The 23,349-nt window shown below is 58.3% G+C and carries 18 protein-coding genes; 1 reads left to right on the top strand and 17 read right to left on the bottom strand.

What is annotated here, in order from left to right; translation table 11 throughout:
- Positions 1 to 2 precede the first annotated feature (2 nt).
- The gene (locus EI185_RS07695) at positions 3 to 926 is read right to left on the bottom strand and encodes a sulfotransferase family protein (RefSeq protein WP_223247737.1); all 924 of its coding nucleotides are present in this window, start codon (positions 924 to 926) and stop codon (positions 3 to 5) included.
- Positions 927 to 1,152: 226 nt separating this feature from the next.
- Here EI185_RS07695 and EI185_RS07690 point away from each other — a divergent pair, with 226 nt between their 5' ends.
- A complete protein-coding gene (locus tag EI185_RS07690; protein WP_223247736.1) occupies positions 1,153 to 2,997 on the top strand; it encodes an asparagine synthetase B family protein in 1,845 nt (614 codons plus the stop codon).
- A 24-nt stretch (positions 2,998 to 3,021) separates the two neighbouring features.
- On the opposite strand, the gene EI185_RS07685 is transcribed toward EI185_RS07690, so the two are convergent.
- From EI185_RS07685 to EI185_RS07610, 16 genes are all read right to left on the bottom strand, one after another.
- Positions 3,022 to 4,335 carry a putative O-glycosylation ligase, exosortase A system-associated gene (locus EI185_RS07685; protein ID WP_223247735.1) on the bottom strand — a complete coding sequence of 438 codons (1,314 nt, stop codon included), beginning with the start codon at positions 4,333 to 4,335 and terminating at the stop codon, positions 3,022 to 3,024.
- Positions 4,332 to 5,720: a phenylacetate--CoA ligase family protein gene (locus EI185_RS07680; protein ID WP_124704545.1), complete on the bottom strand. Its 1,389-nt coding sequence runs from the start codon at positions 5,718 to 5,720 to the stop codon at positions 4,332 to 4,334. Before EI185_RS07680 ends, EI185_RS07685 begins: the two co-directional genes overlap by 4 nt.
- A gap of 80 nt (positions 5,721 to 5,800) precedes the next feature.
- Positions 5,801 to 7,024, bottom strand: a complete 1,224-nt coding sequence (locus tag EI185_RS07675) for a glycosyltransferase (RefSeq protein ID WP_189836330.1) — start codon at positions 7,022 to 7,024, stop codon at positions 5,801 to 5,803.
- 195 nt (positions 7,025 to 7,219) lie between these two features.
- Positions 7,220 to 8,440 (bottom strand): TIGR04063 family PEP-CTERM/XrtA system glycosyltransferase, encoded by a 1,221-nt coding sequence (locus EI185_RS07670; protein WP_124704543.1) that lies wholly within the window; start codon positions 8,438 to 8,440, stop codon positions 7,220 to 7,222.
- On the bottom strand, positions 8,437 to 10,371 hold the full coding sequence (locus EI185_RS07665; protein WP_124704542.1) for an XrtA/PEP-CTERM system amidotransferase: 1,935 nt from the start codon (positions 10,369 to 10,371) through the stop codon (positions 8,437 to 8,439). The genes EI185_RS07670 and EI185_RS07665 overlap by 4 nt, the downstream gene beginning before the upstream one ends.
- Before the next feature lie 51 nt (positions 10,372 to 10,422).
- Positions 10,423 to 11,565 (bottom strand): TIGR03088 family PEP-CTERM/XrtA system glycosyltransferase, encoded by a 1,143-nt coding sequence (locus tag EI185_RS07660; RefSeq protein ID WP_223247734.1) that lies wholly within the window; start codon positions 11,563 to 11,565, stop codon positions 10,423 to 10,425.
- A complete protein-coding gene (xrtA, locus tag EI185_RS07655; RefSeq protein ID WP_124704541.1) occupies positions 11,562 to 13,118 on the bottom strand; it encodes an exosortase A in 1,557 nt (518 codons plus the stop codon). Before xrtA ends, EI185_RS07660 begins: the two co-directional genes overlap by 4 nt.
- Positions 13,115 to 14,371, bottom strand: coding sequence for a TIGR03087 family PEP-CTERM/XrtA system glycosyltransferase (locus tag EI185_RS07650; RefSeq protein WP_124704540.1), 1,257 nt, complete (start codon positions 14,369 to 14,371; stop codon positions 13,115 to 13,117). The genes xrtA and EI185_RS07650 overlap by 4 nt, the downstream gene beginning before the upstream one ends.
- A 3-nt stretch (positions 14,372 to 14,374) precedes the next feature.
- The gene (locus tag EI185_RS07645) at positions 14,375 to 15,436 is read right to left on the bottom strand and encodes a FemAB family XrtA/PEP-CTERM system-associated protein (RefSeq protein WP_370685761.1); all 1,062 of its coding nucleotides are present in this window, start codon (positions 15,434 to 15,436) and stop codon (positions 14,375 to 14,377) included.
- On the bottom strand, positions 15,433 to 16,290 hold the full coding sequence (locus EI185_RS07640; protein ID WP_124704539.1) for an XrtA system polysaccharide deacetylase: 858 nt from the start codon (positions 16,288 to 16,290) through the stop codon (positions 15,433 to 15,435). The genes EI185_RS07645 and EI185_RS07640 overlap by 4 nt, the downstream gene beginning before the upstream one ends.
- Entirely contained in the window at positions 16,277 to 17,386 is a 1,110-nt protein-coding gene (wecB, locus tag EI185_RS07635) for a non-hydrolyzing UDP-N-acetylglucosamine 2-epimerase (protein ID WP_124704538.1), read from the bottom strand. The genes EI185_RS07640 and wecB overlap by 14 nt, the downstream gene beginning before the upstream one ends.
- A gap of 20 nt (positions 17,387 to 17,406) precedes the next feature.
- Complete coding sequence (locus EI185_RS07630; protein WP_124704537.1) at positions 17,407 to 18,435, bottom strand: XrtA/PEP-CTERM system-associated ATPase; 1,029 nt, start codon at positions 18,433 to 18,435, stop codon at positions 17,407 to 17,409.
- Between the two features lie 11 nt (positions 18,436 to 18,446).
- On the bottom strand, positions 18,447 to 19,940 hold the full coding sequence (locus tag EI185_RS07625) for a TIGR03016 family PEP-CTERM system-associated outer membrane protein (RefSeq protein ID WP_189836329.1): 1,494 nt from the start codon (positions 19,938 to 19,940) through the stop codon (positions 18,447 to 18,449).
- Between the two features lie 40 nt (positions 19,941 to 19,980).
- Positions 19,981 to 20,910, bottom strand: coding sequence for an XrtA-associated tyrosine autokinase (locus tag EI185_RS07620; protein ID WP_124704535.1), 930 nt, complete (start codon positions 20,908 to 20,910; stop codon positions 19,981 to 19,983).
- Positions 20,911 to 21,037: 127 nt separating this feature from the next.
- Positions 21,038 to 22,567 carry an XrtA system polysaccharide chain length determinant gene (locus tag EI185_RS07615; RefSeq protein WP_124704534.1) on the bottom strand — a complete coding sequence of 510 codons (1,530 nt, stop codon included), beginning with the start codon at positions 22,565 to 22,567 and terminating at the stop codon, positions 21,038 to 21,040.
- 48 nt (positions 22,568 to 22,615) lie between these two features.
- Complete coding sequence (locus tag EI185_RS07610; RefSeq protein ID WP_124704671.1) at positions 22,616 to 23,203, bottom strand: XrtA/PEP-CTERM system exopolysaccharide export protein; 588 nt, start codon at positions 23,201 to 23,203, stop codon at positions 22,616 to 22,618.
- Positions 23,204 to 23,349 lie beyond the last annotated feature (146 nt).

Below are 23,349 nucleotides of genomic sequence, written 5' to 3'. Positions count from 1 at the left end.
GTTCAGAGCGTGTACCCCATCGCCCGTGCCACGCCAGCCACTTTCGGCAGCACGCGCTCTACACGGTCACGGTTGCGCCCGTCCTTCCATTTATCCAGGCGGATTTCGGAGAAGGCGTTGTAGGGCGTGTCTAGCACGTTTTCGCAATGCGTCTGCATGGTCGCATCGAAAGGTAGCCCTGCCTCGTCAAACAGACGCTTGAAACCACCTACTGGATCGCGCACCAGGTCTTCGTACAGCACCTCGCTCCACTGCCCGGTGGGAATGGCCACTTTTGCGTCGAGTATGGCCTGGTTGATGGCGTTGTACTGGAATGCGCACACCTCTTCGACCGACGCGTTGACGTAATCGCGCCAGCCATCGGCGAGGAAAAAGCACCATTGCGTATAGCGGCCGTTTTCCACCGCGACTTTTTCCGGCAACTGCTGCGACCAGGTGGCAAATTCTTCCGGTTTGCCCCAGCCTTCGATCAGCGAATTGAGGTTGTCGCCGGGGCTGCGCTTGATGAACACGAAGTGGGCATCGGGGAACAGCGAGTGCAGGTAGGGTACGCACAGGCCGTTCTGGTTGTTCTTGTCGACAAAGCGGGATTGCCCGGTCCAACTGTAGAAATAACGCGATACGTAATCGCGGTCAGCAGCGCTGGCATCCGCCGCATCCAGGCCGTGGGTGTCCCAGTGCTTGTTGGAAAGCGGATGCATGCCCACCCAGAAATCGTGGGTTTCGCGATTGAGCGAACCCAGCACTTTCGACTCGGAAAAGGTCTTGTACACTAGCGTGGTGCCGGCACGACTGCAACCGACGATGATGACCGGCCGTCGCGCCGGCGTGCGCGTCACATTCCACCAGCCTGCACGTGCCGCGCGCAGGGCGCGGTTGCCATGGTATTTCAGGGTTTTTTCAACCTTCAGCCAGAATTCACTCACGTTTATGCTTCATCCCATAGAAAAATTCGTTAGCCACAGATTTCACAGAGAAAGTTCCAAATCGCTCAGAAACCCTTGGTCCGATGGATCAAAACACTATGCAAACCCGCCTCACCTCTGTGCTCTCTGTGCGCTCTGTGGCTGTCATTGGTTTTTTGAGTTCATCAAAAATGCCTGCGCTTAGGTTACCATCCCGGCTACAAAACCAAACACACAAGGAGTGAGTATGGCCGGAATCTGCGGCTGGCTGGACAACAAACTGGATCGGGTGCGCGGTCAAGGTATCCTCGACACAATGTGCGCCGCACTTGGCACCCCTTCTGCCGGACTGGAGAGCACCCTGCGCGATGGTGCGGCGCTGGCGGCGAGTTCGCCGTTCAATGACATCAGCTTGTATGAAGCCGGCGGCGCGATCGCCGTGCTGCGCGGCCGCATTCACAGCGACGACCTTGCCATCGCCAGCGCCATCGCCCGGCACAACCCCGCGGCGGGGGTACTGGCCGCCTGGCGCCAGGCCGGCCGCGACGGGCTGGCACAGATCCATGGCAGCTTTGCCCTGGCGGTATGCGAACCGGCCAGCAACACCCTGCTGCTGGCGGTGGATCGCGCCGGCGCGCAGCCCTTGTGCTACGCGGAAGTTGCCGGCGGCCTCGCGTTTGCCGCGCGTGCCGACGCGCTCACCGCCCATCCCGAGGTGGGCAGCACGCTCGATCAACAGGCTATTTTTGATTTTCTGTATTTTCATCTTGTCCCTGCCCCCTCTTCGATTTTTCAGGGGGTGAAAAAGCTGCTTCCCGCCCAGTTTGTTGAGTGGCGCAATGGTCGACTCAGCACCGGATTTTACTGGCACCTGCATTACGATGACCACAACCGCGCATCGCAAGCCGAGTTGGCCGCACGCTTTCGTCCCATTCTGCGCGACTCGGTGGCACGCGCTGCGCAGGGCGACCACCTGGGCGCATTTCTCTCCGGCGGACTGGATAGCAGTACCGTCACCGGTACGCTCGCCCAGCTGAGCAATACACCCGTCAACACCTACTCCATCGGCTTCGAGGCCGATGGCTTTGACGAAATGGAGTACGCGCGTCTGGCCACCAGAACTTTTACTGCACACGCGCATGAGTATTACCTCAAGCCTGCCGATATCGTCACCGCCATTCCCATTATCACCGCCGCTTACGACGAACCCTTCGCCAACGAATCCGCCGTGCCCACTTATTTCTGCGCCAAGCTGGCGCACGATGACGGCATCCGCATCATGCTGGGCGGCGACGGCGGCGACGAAATTTTCGGCGGCAACGCGCGCTACGCCAAGCAAAAAATCTTCGAGGCTTATGGCCTTATTCCGCCCTGGCTGCGCGCTGGCGTCATCGAGCCGCTGGCGCACTTTCCCGGCCTGGCGACGCTGCCACCGGGACGCAAGCTGCAGAGTTATATTCACCAGGCCAGGGTGCCGCTGCCGGATCGCATGGAGTCGTATAATTTCCTGCACCGCACGCCGCTGGCCGAGATTTTCAACGCTGATTTCCTCGCCCAAATCCAGCCCGACCAGCCCGGTGAACTATTGCGCGAAGTCTACCAGCGCAGCGATTCGCAGCATTTCATCAACCGCATGATGCACCTCGACCTTAAGTTCACGCTAGCCGACAACGACCTGCGCAAGGTCGGGCGCATGACCGAGGCAGCCGGGGTGGAAATACGCTACCCACTACTCGACGATGCCCTGCTTGATTTTTCCGGGGAGGTACCCGTGCATCTCAAGGTCAAAGGCACACGCCTGCGCCATTTCTTCAAGGAAGCGGTTCGCGACCTGCTCCCCAATGAAATCATCAACAAATCCAAACACGGCTTCGGCCTGCCGTTCGGGGTGTGGGCAAGCACCCATGCGCCACTACGTGACCTGGTGCAGGACAGCCTCGCCGCGTTCGAGCGCCGCCACATCCTGCAACCGACTTACCTGGCCGAACTGCGCCGCCAGCACCAGAGCGGCCACGCCACCTACTACGGAGTGATGATCTGGGTGGTGGTGATGCTGGAGCGGTGGCTGGCACACCGCGATCTCAAACCCTGATTGGCCGAACGAAAACAAAAATAGTTAACTGCGACTACGCCTCACAAAAGGCTGTGGTTTACGCAGTGGTTGGTTCACCACCACAGTACCTGCTGGCACCGTTTGCTTGAGAGCTATCACCCCGGTCATCACCATGATCGCGATCAGGTGGTAATACAGGTCAAAGTTCGCCAAGCCCAGAAACGCGCCCGCAGAAGCAAAGCCGATCATGCTGACCTGCAGCATGCGCGCCAAATCAGCTGCCCATTTTCGATCCGGATCCTTGCCGCATTCGCGGATAATCCGCGCGCCCTTGCGCCAAGTCAGCCAAGCCAGCAACATGAACAAGCCAAAACCGACATAGCCGTGTTCGCCCAGCATTTCAAAATAGATGCTGTGCACATCGTGTACATTGGTTGGATCGGGAGCATATACCCTGAACACCGCTGGCTGGAAGGTATCGAACCCGCCCCCCACCAAGGGTCTGTCCTTAGCCAGGTTATACGCGGTCCACCACGCATTAATACGCCCTTCCGCAGACTGATCAGTTTGATAATTATCAATAGTAGACATGCGTGCATGCCATGCTGGAGGCATGATTGCCAAAATCGCCGCCACCGCTAGTACCATGATTAGCCCGGTAAACAATTTGTTGCGGGTTTTCAGCCAGAGAAAAGCGCCCATTGCCACACCACCTACCAGTGCACCGCGCGATTGGCTGCCTATGACGGCCAGTGCGCATAGGAACATAGCGGCGGTGTAACCATGGCGCAACCAGGCTTTCTGCGCATTCAGGTGCAGATACCAGATCAACGGTATGGTCATGATCAGCGCCAACGCCATTTCATTGTTGCCACCAATAAAGGTGCCCATTGGTCCCTGTACCCGGTAGGCACCGCCGTGAACAATCGTAAAAATGCCGCCCTTGATTCCATAGAAACCCAGCGACAGGGCAATGATCAACACCAGTGTTTCAAGCTTCTCGCGCGTGTTGATGAGCATCATGGTCAGGAAAACCATCAATTGAATTTTCGCTACCTTCTCCAGCTGCAGCCACGCTAACTGCGGATACAGCGAGAAAATGGTAGTGACCACCATCCAGCCGATCATTATCAGCAAAACAATATTCTCCCGCGTCCACGGAATACGCTTGGGCTCGCGTGAAAAAGCAAGCCCCAGCAAGGTGACGATAGCCACCACAAAGGCAAACGGAAAATCGTAGGCCATGCCCCATGTCAGGCGGTGCGGGTTCATGTAGCCCAGCCACGACCACATATAAATTCCGACATAAGGCTTTCTTAATATTAAAGGAAGGGAGCCAAACACCACTGCAAAAACAAACAGATCTCTCAAGCTCATGTTGTGCTTCTCCTGTCACTATTGATGCCAGATGACGGCACCACATGGCTCACCACATAACGGTATTTACCGGATTTTTCCTTGGGCACTTCATCCATCCGTTCTATCTCCACGCGTACTTCCGAGCCCAGGCGTTGCTGGATACCCGACAGGATTTTTCCGATATTTGCTTCGTCAAACTGACTGTCGGTAGCCAGCAGTACGCGCGTCAGCGCCAAGCTTTCCTGAACGATCTTGAATTGACGCACGCCAGGCAGGTCGCGGATCACATATACCAGCGCCAGACCGTGCATCACAGTGCCGTCCTGTGCCACCACGAAATCGGTGCTGCGTCCTTCGATGGCTTTCAGCAACGGCAAGCCACGCCCGCAGGGGCATGGCTGGTCATCAAGCACGCCGACATCGCCTGTGCGATAGCGAATAAACGGGAAATCGCCGGTGGCCAGATGCGTCACCACGATCTCGCCCGACTCGCCGTGCGGCAGCACGCGCCCCTGGGGGTCGACGATTTCCACGATGATGTCTTCGGCGGTCAGGTGCATGCCACCTGCCGGGCACTGATGCGCGATGAAACCGGCGTCCCGACCGCCGTAACCGTTCGCCACCGGGCAACCAAAAGTTTTTTCAATTTGTGAACGCTGGTGATCGTACAGCGCTTCTGAGGTGACGAAGGCGACTTTGATGCCCAGATCATTCATGGCAATGCCACGCTCGTCAGCGTGACGCGCAATATGCGCCAATGCAGACGGGTAGCCGAACAGCATTTTCGGACGCATGGCGCGAATCTCACCGATGAAACCGTCGAGCTTGTGCGCGGACATTTCAAACGCGGGCAACAGTTTCGTACGCAGCAGCTTATCGCGCAGTTGCTTCACACGATCCTGTGCACCCAGCTCAATCGGTGAGCCCCATACCACGATCTCCGGGTCGCCGATATCCACCCCCCACCAGCGCGTGGCACGCCACTTGGCGGCGACATCGTGGCTGACACGTTCGCGACCAATGAAAAAAATCAGCGGCTCGCCGCTGGAGCCGCCGGTATTGAAGCGCGCCAGACCGGTGGCGTTATCCGCCTTGAGTTGTTCAAGATGGCTACGTATCTCAACCTTGGTCAGGAATGGCAAGCGCGCCAGATCGTTCAGCGAAGCCATGCTTAATGGCTCGAAACCGATGCGCCCAAACAACTCGCGGTAGTACGGCACATGCACCTGCGCCTGCGTGAGCAAGGCGCACAGACGTTCCAGTTGCAAGGCTTGCAGACGTTTTGTGTCCCACCACTGAGCCTCTTCCATGCCACGGTGCACCGCAACAGTAGTGTGATGTTTGAGTCGCTCATGCAGCGGGAACAGGATATTGGCGGCAATGGCGGTATACATGGGATGCATGTTCCGTTCAGACAACGCTGTAGACAGCGCGCAAATAAAACAGGGTCCTAGCCAAGATGACCTCCGTTACCAAGACTCACTCACTGTGCGGATGCGCGCGTAGACAACGCAAGCGCATGAATCGTGTTGAGTTCTTCCACCAGCACAACCACACGTTTTTGCCAGTCGTTGTCGCGCGCATAGGCAAGGATGGCTGAACGATCCCAGTCTTTTGCCAGCGCTGCCATGAGGGCAGTCCTCAAGGCGGCGTGGTCTCCGAAAGGCACGATCATGCCCAACTCGTCGCGGCACACCACTTCGGCATTGCCGCCCACATCGGTGCTGATGACGGGCAGACCGCATGCCATCGCTTCCAGAAACACATTGGCCCAGCCCTCATTGCGCGTCGACAGCACGAACACGTCGGCAGCCGACAGTGGCCATTTCAGCGATGCGGCGGGGATGATGCCGAGAAAGCGTACCGTATCCTGCAGGCCCAGCGCCGCTACCTGTTGCTCAAGCTCGGCGCGCATGTCGCCCTCGGCACCGGCACCGCCGACGATCAGATAAACCAGTCCGGGGAAACGCAGTTTCAATTCCGGCAGGCATGCGAGGACACGATGAAAGCCCTTGCGCTCGACCAGCCCGCCTACCGAAATCAACACCGGCGCATCAGCGGCTATGCCCAATTGAGTACGCGCTTCGCTACGGGCGACCGGATGAAATTTATCGTTATCCACGCCGTTGCCCACCACGCGGATTTTGTCGCCGGCGATGCCCAGGTCAATGGCATGGCGGCGTAGCGAATCGGACACCGAGAATACCCGCGCCGCACGTGTCAGTGCACGCACCAGCAGCGGGCGCAGCTTTGCATTTCTGGAATGGGGTACTTCGGTGCCGCGCAGGGTGATGGTGACCGGCACGTCCAGCCATTTGCCCAGCAGCGTAGCGGCATAGCCGTCGGGGTAGGCAAAATGGGCGTCCAGGATGTCGAGTTTGCCGGCGCGACGCAGCTTCTTTAGAGTGAAATAACTTCCCAGCGCCATGAACAGGCCATCCAGTTGTTTGAATGCGCCCGGTACCGAAAAGAAAAGCGGGTGCAACACTTCGATACCATGCTGGCTCTCGTGACGCAGCGCGGGCGGACGGAAATGCGGCTTCCAGCGCCGCAGCAGCGATTGTCCCGGAAACCACGGCTGCGGCGACACCACGGTGAGCGGCAGCACCTCACCCACACGGAACATGCGTTCGCGGATGAACGGACCGGCATTGGGCGCGCCCGCGTGCGGGAACAGCGTTGAGAACACCACTAGGTGGGGTTTCATGCACAACACCTTAATCCTTTAGCCACGGAGGACACAGAGCGCACAGAGAAAATGAGGATCGCAGGGATGGAGACTTGTCGCCCAACTCGCAAAAATAGCTCAATAATGCAAGCGCGTATCCTCCTCCCGTAATTCGCACGCGAAGGTTCTCTCCGTGACCTCTGTGTCCTCTGTGGCTCAATGCTTTTCCTGGCTTCATGGTAACAAGGTCTGACGTTTGGCGTAGTCGTAGACGGCTTCATAGCGCGCTACGCTGGCTGCCCAGTTGCGCTCCTTTTCGACAAAACGACGGCCATTGGCGGCAAGTTGCGGCCAGCGCGCCGGCGCATTGAGCAAGCCAAGCACTTTTGCAGCCAGATCGGTCGCGTCGCCGGCGCGGAACAGCACACCGGTTTCTCCGTCGCGGATCAGTTCCTTATGCCCGCCCACGTCGGACGCCACCAGTACCCGCCCTTGCGCCATCGCTTCCAGCGGTTTCAACGGCGTGACCAGTTCAGTCAGCCGCATGGACAGACGCGGATACACCAGTACGTCGACGAGGTCATAATAACGCTGCACCTGATCATGCGGCACGCGTCCGCAGAACACCACCTTGTCCGCCACACCCAAGTGCGCGGCCTGCGCCTTGAGCGCATCTTCCTGCGGCCCGCCGCCCACCAGCAGCACCCGCACATCGGGATTGCTTTGCAGCATCAACGGCAGCGCGTCGAGCAGCAGGTTCAGGCCTTCGTAGGCGTAGAACGAGCCGAGAAAACCCAGCACCTGTTTGCCTTGCAGACCGAGCTGCGCCTTGAGTACGGCATCCGCCACGCCGCTCGTGGTGAATTTTTCGATGTCCACCGCATTCGGTATGACCGTGATTTTTTCCGCTGCCACACCCTTGCGCGCCGCGAGGTCGCTGCGCAGACCCTCGCAAATGGTCGTTACCGCATCGGCATGCTGCACCGCCCAGGTTTCCAGCGAGCGGCTCAGCCGATAGCGCGGCCCCCACTCGGCACTGGTGCCGTGATCCACTGCGGCGTCTTCCCAGAAGGCGCGAATTTCGTATACCACCGGAATATTCAGCGCACGCCCGACGCGAATCGCGGGCAGCGCGTTGAGCGCCGGCGAATGGGCATGCAGAACATCGGGTTTCTCGCGTGCCACCACTTCGCGCAGGCGCCGCTCCGTCGCATTCATCAGCGCGATCATATTGAAAAACAACAGCCGCGCGACCAGACCCGTGACCGGCGGCGTGCGGTAGAAATGCAGCCCGTCCACCACCTCCTCGGCCACCTTGCAGTTGATCTGCTTGGGGCTGGTGAGGTGTTCGGTGTCCCAGCCACGCTTCCTTTGCTCGCGCAGGATCGCGGCGCTACGAAAGGTGTAGCCCGAGTGCAGCGGAATGGAATGGTCGAGGATGTGCAGGATTTTCATCGCGCTGCCGCCTGAGCCATTTCCACGTGACTTGTACCGATATTTTCCTGGTTGCGCAAAAACGCCTCGAACATCAGCACCGACCACAATGCCGCGCCGTAATCGCGTCGCCCGCTGGCGTGCTGATCAACCATTTCCTTGAGAAATGCCGCATTGAACAGGCCGGTGTCGAGCAGGCGCGGCGACAATACGGCATTGCGCAAACGCTGCATCAAGGGGCCGCGGAACCACTCGGACAGCGGAATCGAAAAACCCATTTTCTTGCGATACAGAATATCGTGCGGCAGGTATGGTTGCAGGGCGTATTTGAAAATGTGCTTGCCCTCGCTTCCCTTGAGCTTCATGCCCACCGGCAGGCCCGACACCCATTCCACCAGCTGGTGATCGAGCAGCGGCACGCGCACTTCCAGCGCGTGCGCCATGCTGGCGCGGTCCACCTTGGTGAGGATGTCGCCGGGCAGGTAGGTTTTCATGTCCAGGTACTGCACCCGCGACACCGCATCGCGGCCGGGGTTGCTGGCGTCGTGGCGGCGCAGCACTTCCACCGCCGAATAGCCTTGCAGCTGGCGCTTGAGATCGTCCGAAAACAGTTGCGCGCGCAGCGCATTGCTGCACACCGACACACCGTGAAAATAGCCTTCCACGCTATCGCGCGCCATCGCCTCGAAGGTGGTCTTGGCGCGCAATACTTTCGGCGCCCAGTCGGCTTTGGGGTAGACGCGGCCGAGCAGGCCGAACAGCGGACGGCGCATGCCCAGCGGCAACAGTGCGCGCATTTTCTCTTCGTAGCCGTGCCAGCGGTAGCGCCGGTAACCGGCGAAATTCTCGTCGCCGCCGTCGCCGGACAGCGCCACAGTGACGTTCTTGCGTGCCAGTTCGCATACCCGGTAGGTGGGCATGGCGGAGCTGTCCGCATAGGGTTCGTCGTAGAGGTGCGCCAGCTCGTCGATCAGCGAAAAATCATCGGCCTCGACCTGGCCCACGCGGTGCGCAGTCTGATAACGCGTGGCCACCTGCTGGGCGTATTCGGCCTCGTTGTATTTGGGATCGCCGAAAGAAATCGAACAGGTGTTGACCGGCGCATCGGACAGATCCGCCATCATCGCCACGATGGCGGAGGAATCCACACCACCGGACAGGAAGGCGCCCAGCGGCACTTCCGCCACCATACGGATTTTCACGGCTTCGCGCAGGCGCGCCACGGTTTCTTCGGCGGCGTCGTCTTCACGCATGGGTGGCAGCGGGGTAAACGGGATGTCCCAGAACTGGCGCGACTCGGGCAAGCTTTTGCCACGCTGCAAGGTGAGCGTGTGGCCGGGCGACAGCTTCAGCGCCTGCCGGTAAATGGTGCGCGGCTCGGGCACATAGCCGTAGCCGAAGTAGTCTTCGATCGCCAACGCATCGAATTCGCGCTTGAAATCGGGGTGGGCGGTGAGCGTTTTCAGCTCCGAACCAAACACAAAGCAGCCATTGTCGAGCAGCGCATAGTAGAGCGGCTTCACCCCCATGCGATCGCGCGCCAGGAAAAAAGTCTGGCGATTGCGATCCCATAAAGCAAAGGCAAACATGCCGCGAAAATGCTCGACGCAAGCTTCACCCCATTCTTCCCAGGCGTGCACGATCACCTCGGTGTCGGAGCGGGTACGGAAGGTGTGGCCGAGGCTTTGCAACTGCGGGATCAGGTCGACGAAGTTGTAAATCTCGCCGTTGAACACCACCACCACGCTGCCGTCCTCATTGAACAGCGGCTGCTGGCCGCTGGCGATATCAATGATCGACAGGCGCCGGTGGCCCAGCCCGACGCCCGGCTCGATGTGCAACCCCGCCTCGTCCGGCCCGCGGTGCGACTGGATATCGTTGATGTGCGACAGCAGTGCCCGGTCGATCGGACGCACACCCGTCAGGTCAAAAATTCCGGCGATTCCGCACATGGTAAAACTGTCCTCGTTTAGCCGTCATTGCGTGACGGTTCGTCATTATTGTCAGGTACGCAACACTTGGTCATACACCTGTTCGTAAGCATGCGTCATCGACTCCAGGCTGAATTGACGCTCAATTTGCTGGCGCGCAGCCTGTCCCTGGCGGCCTGTCTGTGCCGGGTCATCAAAATAGCTCAGCAAGGCGCGTGCCATCGTCTCCACATCGCCCACATTAACCAATGCGCCATTGCCGCCGGACTGCACCAGTTCCACGTTGCCACCGACCGCCGTGGCGACCACCGGCAGGCCGCTGGCCTGTGCCTCCAAAATGGTGTTGGAAACACCTTCCCCCAGTGACGGCAGCACGAATACGTCCATGGCACGCATCAGCTCCGGGATATCAGTGCGTTCGCCGGGCAGCCAGGCCAGTTCTTCAGCGCCCGCAGCACGCAACAGTTCCAGGCACGGGGCGCGGGCAACCCCCTCGCCCACAATCACCAGGCGCGCCCGCTGTCGTGCTTGTGGGTGCAATTCCAGTAAGCGCAAAAAAGCACGCACCAGCGTCGGATAATCCTTTACTTCGGCCATGCGCCCGACACTGCCGAACACCACCGCATCATCCGGAGCGAAGCCTGCCGGCAACTCGCTACGCTGCCCTGTGCGCGGATGAAAGCGCGTGCTGTCCACGCCGCTGTAGATCTGGGTAATGCGGCTGGCCGGCACGCCCACCGTTGCTTGCAGCCACGTCTGCAGGTCGCGGCTGACAGTAATGTAGTGCCCCACCAGCGGGCGTGCGGCACGCCGCAACAGATTGTATTTGCGGTTGCTGCCATACAGGTCGAACACGTCGCGCCCGTGTTCGCCATGGATACGCCGCCGCACCCCGGCAGCAGCGGCGACGAACTGACCTTCCAGCGCCGACAGGTTGCGCGTATGCACCAGGTCCGGCTGTAGTTCACGCAACTTGCGCCATAATTTCGGGTAGATTGAAATATCCCGTCCCGGTTTTTTGTGCAACGCATGAAACGGCACCGGCTGAGCCACAATGCGCGCGGCAAAGTCCGTGTAGTCAGTCAGGCACACCACCGTATGACGATATTTGTGTGCCGGCAATCTGTTCAGAATATTCACCATGCCATTCTCCATCCCCCCCACCGAGAAGTGATGCACGACATGGACGATCAGCGGAACCTTTGCAGCACTCAAGGTTGTGCGACTTGTTTGAGGCTGGCAGCAATGGATGGCTGCATATCGCGCATGAATTCACGCAGCACCGGTTGCGCCTGTTCCACATCGCCGGCATAAGGCGTGGCAATCACAATGGCCGCGCCGTCGTCGCGTGCACCAACGACTCTTTCGCTGGCCAGCAACAACTTGGCGAGATAGTCATTGGTGGTGTCGCGCCCAGCCAGTTGGTTCCAGCGCCATACCAGCAAACGTTGCGGCGTCGAACGCAGCCTGGCCTGGATTACTTCGGCGGGCTGCGTGCCTGCACCCGGCGCGATCGTCGTCTCACCCAGGTTCGACCACTCGGGATCTTTCTGCCTGATCATGTAATTCTGGCTGGTAATCTGCTCGGCACCCTGCCGCTGGGTGCGGTAATAGGCCAGATACAGCATCACCTGCTGGGTACCCTTGCGGTAATACACGGCGTGCTGGGCATCCGGACCGACGTAGTGCGGATGCCAGTCTGTAAACGGCGCGGTTTCCAGCGCCCAGCCGTTGGCCGGCGCGGGGGGTGCAATCTGCAGGCCATTCGGCGGAACCGTGTGTCCATCCAGCCAGGCTGCGTAGGCATAGCCGCTGAGCGCGACGGCGATACTCAGTAGCGCCGCTAATGCCACCCTGCTGAGTGGTGCGGCGGGTGCATCGTGCGCCAATACCTGCGCCGACGGCACAATCGACTGTTCATCCTCGCGCCAGAAACCGCCGATCCAGAACAGTAACAGCATCACCACGCCGAAAAACACCCAGCCGTAGATCAGGTGGTCGAAGCCCAGTGCCAGCTTCATGTCGGACAGCACGGCGATCATCACGATCATGTAGGCACGCAGGCCATTGGCGATCACCGGCACCACGATGGCGGCTAGCGCGAACAGAATGCGCCGGGTATTGCTGCGATACGTGAGGTAGGCGTACAGGCAACCCAGCGTGAACGAGGCAATCAGGTAACGCAGCCCGCTGCAGCCCTCCACCACCGACCACTCGCCACTCGGGATGGTGAAGAAAGTACCTTCCTGATAAACCGGCATGCCGGTCAACTGCAGCGCCTTGACGGTGAAATTGGCGGTAAACGTCATCATGTGCGGAATCAGTGCCTCACCCATGGGTACCGCGAGCAGCAGGAACCCGAGCGGAAACGCCATGGCACGCACCACGCGGGTGCCGAGCAGGGTCCACACTGCCGCCGGCAGCATCGCCACCAGCATCAGTTGCTCGCCCACCAGTACGCCACCGCTGTGCGCGAACAGCCAGCCCATCGAAAGCAGCAACAGCAACACCAGACCGCGCCAGTCCGGCCGGTATGCCAGGCGCGCCAGTTCGCTGCGGCGGCGCCAGATCAGCCAGGCGCTGATAGGGAAAATCAGGAAGCCATGGGTATAGGTTTCAGAACGCTCCCAGATCGCCACCGTGGACGCGCTGGTGGAATAATAAATCAGCAGTAAGGCAACGACAGTGGCAATGGCCAGCGCGGCGGCGGCAGGCCAGCCCCGCACCATGGACGGTTCAGCGGCAGCGGGTTGCAAGGTGGCGCTCATGTGCGGTGTTCCCTGATTGATACCACCTTGGCGGCAGTGGGTTGTTGAATCGGTGAAGGATTATGGCGATCGAGAAGGGCGTCCACCCGGCGCAGATTATCCGGCCAGGCATAATGCCCCAGCATGGCGGCCCGCGCTGCCGCGCCCATATCAGGATGCGCGCCACCCAATAGCGTCATGACTTGCCCGGCAAAGTTGGCTGTGCTGTCGGCCACCAGCAAATCCCGGCCCGGCGTAGCCTGGATACCCTCCAGCGCCTGCGCGCTGGCGACTACCGGCAGCGCCATCGCCATGGCTTCCAGCACCTTGTTCTGCACCCCCCGGGCGATACGCAATGGCGCAACTGCCAACCGCGCGTGACGCAACCAGGGGCGCACATCCTCGACGCGACCTGTCACCGTCACGCCGGGCAACTGCGCCAAATCCCGTACCACCTGCCCTGGGCGCCCACCGACAATGACGAATTGCGCTGCAGCATACCGTGCACGGATAACAGGGAATATCTCGCGCGCAAACCATACCACCGCATCCACATTCGGCCAGTAGTCCATGGCGCCGGTAAATACCAGTGGCAGGCTGCCTGCCGGGTAAGGATTGGGATAGGCTCTATCCGGCGAGAAATATTCGAAATCCACGCCGTTATTGAACCAGTCGATATGTGTCGCCGATTCCGGTGCGAGCTGGGAAAAATGACGCGCTTCGGCTTCCGATACAAATAACGCTGCATCGCTACGTGCTGCCAGATCGCGCTCCCATGCCAGCAGGGTACGGCCTTCGCGCCGATACAGCCAGGACAGCGGCCAGCGTTTGGCCTGGGCGTATTGTGTCCACTTGTCGGAGTCCACATCGACAAAATCCACCACACTATGCAACGCGCGATCCTGCGGCACGAATTGTCCCATCGCCGATGAGAAAATCAGGACTTTGGAGACTCTGCGCGCAGCGAGCGTTTGCGTTACCCAGCGCTGCAACCCTGCATGAGCATAGTAGGGCAGCGTCAGCGGCGTACCTCTGACAAGCCCGACCAGACTTTTCAATTTGGCACGGCCCGGTTTGAGCGGCGCAAAAAAAGTCTCGTCGCAGATTGCCTGCAAATGGCTGGTGTATTGCCAGTCTTCGGGGTCATCGACAAAGCACCCAAGGTGAACACGGTAGCGCTGGGTCAGGTGCTTCAGCAGGTGGTAGGAGCGAATCTTGTCGCCCTTGTTGGGCGGGTAGGGAATGCGATGCGCAAGAAACAACAATTCTTCCATCGCCTAACCCAGGTTTTTGACGATATGCGGGCCGATTACATTGGCCAGCGCCAGCGGCATACGTTGCCACGCCTTGATGAACAGCCGGTATTTTGGATTGAGGGGATTGTGGTCGGGCACGCTCTGGCCGCGTACCAGCTGATATTCGTAATAAAGCGGTTGCGGTTCGAAACCCCAGTTTTTCTTGAAATCGTAGGAGCCGGTGCCGAGTTTGCTGCGCCCGTAGTCGAACATGCGGCAGCCTTTTTCACAGGCACGGCGCATCACCTCCCAATACATGAAATCGTTACCAGCCAGATTCCGCGCTTCGGCAGTGCCCCCGCCGTAATAGGGCAGCACTTCATCGCGGAAATAAAAATTCATTACGCTGCTGATGACGCGACCCTCCACCGTAATGGTCAGGATTTCGCAATCTTCGTCGAACACCTCTTTCAATATCCGGAAATACTTGCGCGAAAACACCGGCGTGCCAAGCCGGTGCACACTACTGGAATAGGCGTGGAAGAAGCGCTGGGTGTCCGTATCGATCTCGCTCACCAGTCCGGCCTTGATGCCTTTGCGCACCATCGCGCGCTGCTTGCGCGGGATGGCATTCAGGTTGTGCTCAACTTCCGGGTCGATCTCCTTGCGAAAGGTCACGTACAAATCCTTGCCCGGCCAATCCGTATGGAAAGGCTGGAGGTTGCGGTATTCGAGATGCTCGACACCCAGTTCGATGGCTAGCCTTTGCGCAGCCTGATCGAGAGCGTGCTTTGCCTCAGGGCTTGATGCGGCCGGGCCACCGTATACGCAGAATGGCAATGCAGAAAGCGAATGTCCAAACAGGCGGCTGTTGATTTCAGCGAGCGGCAGCACACCGTGGATTTCACCGTTTACTTCAGCCAGCAAAAAATGGGTGCGATGGCCGAAGGCGCGCTTGATTACTTCCGCCCAGCCCGCACGGTGAAAAAAAGTCGCCTCAGGGCAGTCTTGTACAAAAGCATCCCAGCGCGCCGCATCGCCCGGCTGCATGGGACGCACGGTCATATCGACCGATTCGGACGGGAGTTTGACCGATGCGTTCATGCCGCATCCTTCATGAATACCCTGTCCACCCGATCCCATTGAAAGTCACGCAACAAGTGCGCAATGCGGCCTTCCATACGATCCAGGTTCACATAGTGGCGAAACCGCGTTTTGAAGCCGATACCGGTCTGGCGCGGCTGTTCCGGGTCGATTTCCCAGGGATGAAAATAGAACATGCAGGGCTCGCCATCGGTGTTGTTCACGCGTCGCATCAGCCAGCGCGACAGCGCGTAGGGCATCAGGCGGAAGTAGCCGCCGCCGCCGGCGGGCAGGTTGCGCCCGAACAGATGTACGGTGCTGGGCGGGAATTCCTGCAAATCATCGTTCAGCGGGCGGAACGCAAAACGTGGTGCCTCGGGCATTCCGTAGTGATCGTGCACCACGGGATAAATGCTGGAACTGTAACTATGGCCGGCTTCGCGCAAGGTTTCCAGGGCCCAAAGATTGCGGCTGCCAATGGAGAAACTCGGTGCGCGATACCCACGTACCGCCACACCGCCGATGTCTTCCAGCAGACCTTTGGCGCGGGTGATGTCGGCACGGAATTGTTCCGGCGTCAGGTCTGACGCACGTTGATGACCGTAACCGTGGCTGGCCAGTTCGTGCCCGTTGTCGACAATGGCGCGCACCAGTTGCGGATAGCGCTCGGCAATCCAGCCCAACGTAAAAAAAGTGGCGTGGGTGTGATGCTCATCCAGCAAGGCGAGTATGCGTGCAATGTTGCGTTCCACCCGGCACGGCTGGCTATCCCAACTGTCGCGTGCGATGTGCGCCGCGAAAGCGGATACCTGAAAGTAATCTTCTACGTCGATGGTCATGGCATTGCGCACGATAGGCCCTTTATGCGACAGCATAATGACGCGCGTCCAGCCATTGCGACAAAATCGCGGCGATGCGTATCGCTGCGCGACCATCCCAGTATTCGGGAATGCGCCCGGCCTTGCCGCCGCCATTGAGCACTGCCTCTGCCGCCACCAGTATCTGCTTGCGGTCGGTACCGACAATGGTATTGGTGCCTTCGTCTACAGTAATGGGCCGCTCGGTATTGTGGCGCAAGGTCAGGCAGGGCACGCCCAGCGCTGTGGTTTCTTCCTGAATGCCGCCCGAATCGGTCAACACGATGCGCGCATCTTTCATCAGGCCGAGCATTTCCAGATAACCCAGCGGGGGCAGTACCCGGATACCCGGCTGGTTCAGCCACGCCGTCAGACCGAGACGGTCAATACTGGCGCGGGTACGCGGATGCAACGGAAAAACGATGGGAAGGTCTGCGGCGATCATTGCCACGGTTTCCAGCAGATTGCCGAGGATGTCGACGTCGTCCACATTGGACGGCCGGTGCAGCGTCAGCACCCCATAGCCTTGCGGTAAAGTCTCACCCAGGGTGACCGCAGCAGGTACTGCGCGCGGCAGATTATGGTGCAGCGTGTCGATCATCACATTGCCGACAAAATGCACGCGTGCGGCAGCGATGCCTTCGCGCAACAGATTTTTGTGGGCATCCTTTTCAGTGATGAACAACTGGTCGGAAATCTGGTCGGTCAGCACACGATTGATTTCTTCCGGCATGCTGCGATCGTAACTGCGCAAACCGGCTTCAACGTGAATCACCGCCACTCCGCGCTTGGCCGCCACCAGCGCACAGGCAATGGTGGAGTTGACGTCACCCACCACCAGAATCGCGGCCGGCTGCTCCTGCTCCAGCACCGGCTCAAAGCGGCGCATGATTTCGGCGGTTTGCACGGCGTGACTTCCCGAGCCGACTTCCAGATTGATGTCGGGATAGGGGATGCCAAGATCGGTGAAGAAGCGGTCATTCATCGCCGCGTCATAATGCTGGCCGGTATGCACCAGCTTGGCATGGATGCCGGCGCCCGCCAAAGCGGTCATCACCGGCGCGATTTTCATGAAATTGGGACGCGCACCTACCACGCACAAAATATCGGTCATGCTGATCCCCGTGTTGCGTTCTATTGATTGGCTTCCGGCGCTTCGTTCGCCGGGGGCACACTTTTCTCCGATACCATGAACAGTATCTTGCGTACGATGGGCAGCATGCGGTTGAGCGAACGTTCCATCTGTTCGACCCGGCCATTGAGTTGCAGCAAGTCATCGGGTATACCCTGCCCACCATTGGTGGTGCTGCCATTTCCGCGCAACACGCTTCCGCCTGGCGTATCCTGATGTGCTATTTCGTGGCGCAGATCTTCCACGACTTCCTTTACCGCCGCGCTATCGAAAGCGGTCTTTTCTTCCAGAAAACCATACAGCATCAGGCGATCGCAAAAAGTGTTGATACGACGCGGTATGCCGCCGGTAAATTGATAAATGGCCTCGAATGCATCGTCACCGAATGACGGCATGCCTTTCCAGCCTACGGTACGCAGGCGATGCTCGATATAGGCGCGGGTTTCCAGCGCATCTAGCGGCCCCAGGTGGTAGGAAGCGATCACGCGTTGGCGCAGCTGCTGCATGTCCTGGCTTTGCAGGATATTGCGGAACTCGGGTTGGCCCAACAGAAAACTCTGGATCAGCGAACGCTCGTTATTCTGAAAATTCGACAGCATGCGCAACTCTTCCACTGCGCGCGGAGTCAGGTTCTGCGCTTCATCCACGACCAGCAATGCGCGCTTGCCCTGCTGCGCGGCTGCCTGCAGGAAACCTTCAAGGTTTTTCAGGATGGCGGATTTGCTGATGCCCTCGTGTTCCAGACCGAACGAGGCGGCGACGCTGCGTAGCGTGTCATCCGCGTCCAACTGGGTACTGACCAGTTGCGCCGCCACCACATTCTCCGATTCCAGCTGCTTGAACAGGTTGCGAACCAGCGTGGTCTTGCCCGCCCCCACTTCGCCGGTGATTACAATGAATCCCTCGCCCAGCGACAGGCCGTACTCCAGGTAAGCCATGGCGCGTTTGTGGCCTTTGCTGCCAAAGAAAAAGCGCGGATCCGGGCTCAGCTGGAAGGGTTTGGCGTTGAGGTGGTAATACGCTTCATACATGTGATTGCATCCTAGAAGGTCATATTGACCAGCGCCGTGATGCTGTTTTCAGTGAAGTCATTGCCGGGCTGATTGGAGTTGCGTGCCTGATGGCGAATGAATACGGAGCCGTTTAATTTGGGCTGGAACTGATGGGTCACGCCGCCCGAAACACTCCACAAGTTGTCCTTGCGATTGCTGGCTGGCACATCAAAACGCGTCAGATTCCCGGTCAGGCTAACCGTAGTGAACGGTGCAAAGCGCCAGTTCCATCCGGCATTGATACCCGACGATTGATCATAAGTCCCGCTGGTCTGCAAATCGCGGCGCATGCGATAGACACCCAGGTTGTAATCGCTCTTGCCCACATTCACGCCGACGCCTGCGGTAAAGTTTTTAAGAATGTAGACTTCGTTGACCAGGCTGAGGTTGGGGGTAACGACTGCTGCAGCCAGTTGACAATCTGCTGGAACCGGAGAGCCGAGAGGAATCGCCACCACAAACCCGGTGGGTGACCCCGTTGCCGGGAAATAGGAATACCCGGCCGGGATGATTTGGCATACATAATATCCACCCAGCAATGCATAAGACAGGCTGGTGGCGCTGCTGGTAGTGAGGTCTTCGCTGTACCCGGCGCGCCAGGTGGTATGACGGGTGCGTTCGCTCAGGTCAAACGAATAGGTATTGCCAAAATAGCGGCGGCCATAAGTTGCTGCCACACTGGTACGGGACGTTGGTGTCCAGCTGAATCCCGCATTCCAGAAAGACCCGTCAGTTGAACCGCTATTCAGGATAATGTAGCTATTACGCTCCACCCCTGCTGTTGCGTTCACCCGGAATTTGCGCGTCAGCGCATAACCCAGCGTGGCAGAAGCGCGTTCGAATTTGGTATCGGGTACAGACTGGTTTTTATTCTGACTGTAGCTGTAATTGAGTCCCCAGAACAGGTCGTTGAATGATGGACCGCTGGTCAACGATCCACTCATGCTGTTGGTCACCGTATTGGAAATCCCCTGGCTATTGTAATAAACACCGCTGGTGCTTACCCGGTACATGCCGTCGGCGAAGTTACCAAAACGTTTTTGAACATAAGGGCTGATGCTGTAGGTCCCAACCGTGGTCAGGTTATTGGTCGCATTGGTGTTGCCAAACCCTACCGGCCCCAGCGCATTGATGTTTTGCTGGGAAATCGCCGTGTTGGCATCGAGAAACAGAAAATCTTTCAGCAATTCGGCGTTGGCGCCCGCATTGAGCTGGTGATTGATCGCGTTGTTATTGCTGTTATTAAGATAAGTCAGGGATTGCAGCGAGTAATTGACCCTGACCCTGAGACGCGCACCTTCTTTGCTGAATTGCACGCCCGGGCGCACCTCGGTAATGAAATCACTCTCCCTGGGCTGACCGGAAGGTGCGAAGTTGACGTTATCGGTATAGCGCTCGCTCAAGGTCAGATTCGGCGTGACGGTCCAATCGGCCGCCGCAGCCGGTAAAGCGACTCCACCCAGCAATAGGGTAGGGACGAACACAACACTAACGCCCAGGCGTGCTGCAGAATTAAGCCGCGACCTATTTTCCGTATGTGCCATAGTATCCGTAGTAGTTATCGTTACCGAGTACCGCGGTCGACTTGTTCAGCACCATGCCAATGACTTCACACGACTCAAGCTGGCTCAGCGCTTCCTTGACAGCCTCCTGCGAGGTTTTTTCTGCTTCTACCACCATCACGATCTGCCCCATGTGGGTGGCCAGAACGCTGGCTTCACTGGTGGACAGCAGGGGTGGGGAGTCAAAAATGATGACGCGATCCGGGTAGCGATTGGCCAGGTCTGCAACCAGCCGGCTCATCGCCGAGCTCGCCAGCAACTCGGTGCCATGCTTGTAAGGATGGCCGGCAGTCAACAGGGAGAGCTTGGGGATGTTGGTGCGCAGCATCACCTCCGACAATTCCAGGCTTGGATCCTGCAATACATCCAGCAAGCCCTTGCCGGCACGTATGCCGAGATATTCAGGCAGGCGTGGTCGCGCCACGTCGGCATCCACCAACAGCACGGTACGCTCCATTTCCGTTGCAATGCTGATTGCGAGATTGAGCGAGCAGAATGATTTTCCCTCTCCGGGCAGCGCACTGGTCACCATGATCAAATTGCCGTTCCTGACTGCCGCTCCGCCCTGTCCAAAGGCATTGGCCAGCAGCGGGCGCTTGATCAGACGGAACTCCTCGGCGACCTGGCTGCGCTCGGCGTCCGGCGTGACACCTCCCATACGCGCCAGGCGCTTCAAATCAATCTCAACCTGCATGGAAGTCACGCTAACGCCAGTGTCGTTATCCGTTGGCGCCGGCGTGGCGGGGGATGCGGTCTGGGCATGTTCACGCTGCATTGCGGCTTCAATTCGGCTGGTATGATTTTCCGTTGCCGTTTTGTCTGCTGCGCCTTGCGGCTGCGACACGGCATCACCATGCCCCAGCTTGTTGGCTGCTTTTTCTATAATGCTCATTTATGAACTCCCTGAATCCGGCCTCTGCATACAAAACCGCAGAACATTGCAGCGGGCATGCTTGCAACGTAATCGGTGGCCTGTCTCCGAGTTATTGATTGGATGCTCCGCAACGTTTTCATCTTGATCATCGCGCCATGAACATCTGCAGCGTCAACAGAATGCCGTAGGCGCCAATCAAACTGAAAAATGACAGCGCGTAGGCAATCAAACCTTTGCGTTTTTTGAACTTGACGGCATCGGTCTCGATCCGGGTTACCGAACCCAGCAACGGCAGGCCGGTCAGTTCACGCAATACGCGCCTGTCGGTAACGGTACGGCGCAACTGGCTGACCAGGAAGGCCACTACAATACCTGCAAGTATCCCCACTAGCGGTACCAGCGAAATCAGCAACGGGCGATTTGGCCAGGACGGCTTGAGCGGAACGCGTGGTGGATCGATCACCCGGAAATCGACGACGTCGGTTTTGCTTTCCACTTCTCCGGACAAACTCGCCGTCTCGCTACGCGCCAACATGGAGGCGTAGTTTTCCTTATACATCCCGTAATCGCGGGTCAGCTGGGTATACTCCGCCTCGACATCGAGCGTGCTGTCGACAGCTTTTTTGAGCTGACCCAAGCGGCTCTGATATTCATCCACCCGTGCTTTAAGCGAAGCCACCGTAGCATCCGCTTCGGCGATAGCGACGGTCAACTGCTGATAGACCGGGTTGAGTGCACGACCATCGCCACTGCTCTTGATGGTTTTGGCTTCCTGTTTTTTCTGCGCTTCCAGCTCCTTGATCAGACGCTTGGTAGACACGATATCCGGATGCAGGTCGGTATAAGTGAGGCGCAGGGTATCCAGGTTTTTTTGCAATGCCTGGATACGTGCATCCAGCTCCGGATTGCTTTGCGTCTGTACCGCAGCTGCGGATATCTCCGGCTCTTCATCAGCCAGCTGGCTTTTGAGTTGGTTGCGGCGGTCGGTCGCTTCACGCAAATCAAGTTCCGCCTGATGCAGCGAGGTCGTGGTTGCTGACAGCTTGGCGTAGTAATCGCCGCCTTCGCCAGGCATCAAACCCATGTGTTTGCGCTTGAAGTCCTTCATGGCATTCTCGGTATCGATGAGTTTTTGCTCATAAACCTTGAGTTGCTCATCAATAAATTTCCGCGAAGAGGAAAGATCCTTGCGGGATTTACCCAGACTGCTTTCGACGAAGATGGTCAACAACGCCTGCACCACACGCTTAGCCAATTCGGGATGCTCATTCTGATAAGCGATAGTGTAGAGATTGTTACCTGTGGCAGATGCCTCCATTTTGATCTGGCTGGCCAGACCATCCAGCATGGCTTCAGTCTGTTGCGGCGTCTTGGCCTTGATGTCCATGTCGGTCATGCGCGCCACTTTTTCCAGGTTGGGGCGGCTGACCAGGGTACGCGTCATCAGCCGGACCTGCTGATCAATATCGGGCTGGACAGTAAGCCCGCCGAGCAGCGGCTTGAGCAAGGTTTGGGTATCTACATAGACGCGAGCGGAAGCCTCAAACCGGCTGGGAAGGGTATACACCCAGAACCAGCCCGCAATCGAGACGATCCAGGCGACGATGACAATGTACCAGCGACGATGCCAGGTCGCCCGTACATAGCCCATCAACTGGTTTAGCAGTTCATCCATGTTTCCCCCTAGAGTTTTTCAGAAGTTCTTGGCAACTGAAAATTATTATCAGAAAAAGCTTTCCGGGATCACCAGCACGTCGCCCGGGAGGATGGGCACATCGGCACTGATATCACCGCCGTTGACCAAGTCATCCAAACGCACGCCCAGACGCTGCTGTTTGCCATCCACGGTACGCAAGATATAAGCCTTGTTGCCTGCCGCAAAATCGGTAATGCCGCCCACATCGATCATCAGATCAATCAGACTCATGTGTTCGCGGTAGTTCAGCGCCTGTGGCTTGGTCGCCTGACCGATCACCCGAACCTGCTGGCTGAACGGCCCGATACCGCCCGCCACTATCACGGTCACGATTGGTTCCTGAATGTATTTCGACAGCGCTTTTTCGAGATCGCGCGCCAGTTGGGTGGGGGTTTTGCCGCTGGCAGGCATATCCTCCACCAGATTCATGGTCATTTTGCCATCCGGACGCACCGGGAAAGTGCCGGAGACTTCGGGATTGCGCCAGACGAAAACACTGACGCTGTCACCGGGGCCAATCAGGTAATTCCAGTCAGCCTGTTGGGCTGTCTTGGCTGGCGCCATTGGATAATTCGTTGCACATCCTGACAAACCCATCAGCACAGCCAGCAGCATTATCCACCGGAAAGAAATCAGGGGGTTGATTGCGTTCACGGTATTCCTCCCACTTATCAATTAGTTAAAAGTTTCGCCAAGCATTATGCCACATGCGTAATTCTTTAAAACGTGTCACAAAATAAGTGCATCAAAATACAATCAGG

Origin of the sequence: Sulfuriferula multivorans (assembly GCF_003851125.1) — a bacterium.
In the GTDB taxonomy this organism is placed as follows: Bacteria; Pseudomonadota; Gammaproteobacteria; order Burkholderiales; family Sulfuriferulaceae; genus Sulfuriferula; species Sulfuriferula multivorans.
The sequence above is the reverse complement of the archived record's forward strand: the minus strand, read 5'-3'. Positions and strand labels throughout refer to the sequence as shown.

What these genes read in the sequence shown, in the direction of transcription:
- EI185_RS07685 (WP_223247735.1), bottom strand. Translation starts at nt 4,335, where the DNA reads ATGAGCTTGAGAGATCTGTTTGTTTTTGCAGTGGTGTTTGGCTCCCTT.
- wecB (WP_124704538.1), bottom strand. Translation starts at nt 17,386, where the DNA reads ATGACCGATATTTTGTGCGTGGTAGGTGCGCGTCCCAATTTCATGAAA.
- EI185_RS07690 (WP_223247736.1), top strand. Translation starts at nt 1,153, where the DNA reads ATGGCCGGAATCTGCGGCTGGCTGGACAACAAACTGGATCGGGTGCGC.
- EI185_RS07645 (WP_370685761.1), bottom strand. Translation starts at nt 15,436, where the DNA reads ATGAACGCATCGGTCAAACTCCCGTCCGAATCGGTCGATATGACCGTG.
- EI185_RS07620 (WP_124704535.1), bottom strand. Translation starts at nt 20,910, where the DNA reads ATGAGCATTATAGAAAAAGCAGCCAACAAGCTGGGGCATGGTGATGCC.
- EI185_RS07615 (WP_124704534.1), bottom strand. Translation starts at nt 22,567, where the DNA reads ATGGATGAACTGCTAAACCAGTTGATGGGCTATGTACGGGCGACCTGG.
- EI185_RS07630 (WP_124704537.1), bottom strand. Translation starts at nt 18,435, where the DNA reads ATGTATGAAGCGTATTACCACCTCAACGCCAAACCCTTCCAGCTGAGC.
- EI185_RS07610 (WP_124704671.1), bottom strand. Translation starts at nt 23,203, where the DNA reads ATGCTGCTGGCTGTGCTGATGGGTTTGTCAGGATGTGCAACGAATTAT.
- EI185_RS07680 (WP_124704545.1), bottom strand. Translation starts at nt 5,720, where the DNA reads ATGCATCCCATGTATACCGCCATTGCCGCCAATATCCTGTTCCCGCTG.
- EI185_RS07675 (WP_189836330.1), bottom strand. Translation starts at nt 7,024, where the DNA reads ATGAAACCCCACCTAGTGGTGTTCTCAACGCTGTTCCCGCACGCGGGC.
- EI185_RS07665 (WP_124704542.1), bottom strand. Translation starts at nt 10,371, where the DNA reads ATGTGCGGAATCGCCGGAATTTTTGACCTGACGGGTGTGCGTCCGATC.
- EI185_RS07670 (WP_124704543.1), bottom strand. Translation starts at nt 8,440, where the DNA reads ATGAAAATCCTGCACATCCTCGACCATTCCATTCCGCTGCACTCGGGC.
- xrtA (WP_124704541.1), bottom strand. Translation starts at nt 13,118, where the DNA reads ATGAGCGCCACCTTGCAACCCGCTGCCGCTGAACCGTCCATGGTGCGG.
- EI185_RS07640 (WP_124704539.1), bottom strand. Translation starts at nt 16,290, where the DNA reads ATGCTGTCGCATAAAGGGCCTATCGTGCGCAATGCCATGACCATCGAC.
- EI185_RS07650 (WP_124704540.1), bottom strand. Translation starts at nt 14,371, where the DNA reads ATGGAAGAATTGTTGTTTCTTGCGCATCGCATTCCCTACCCGCCCAAC.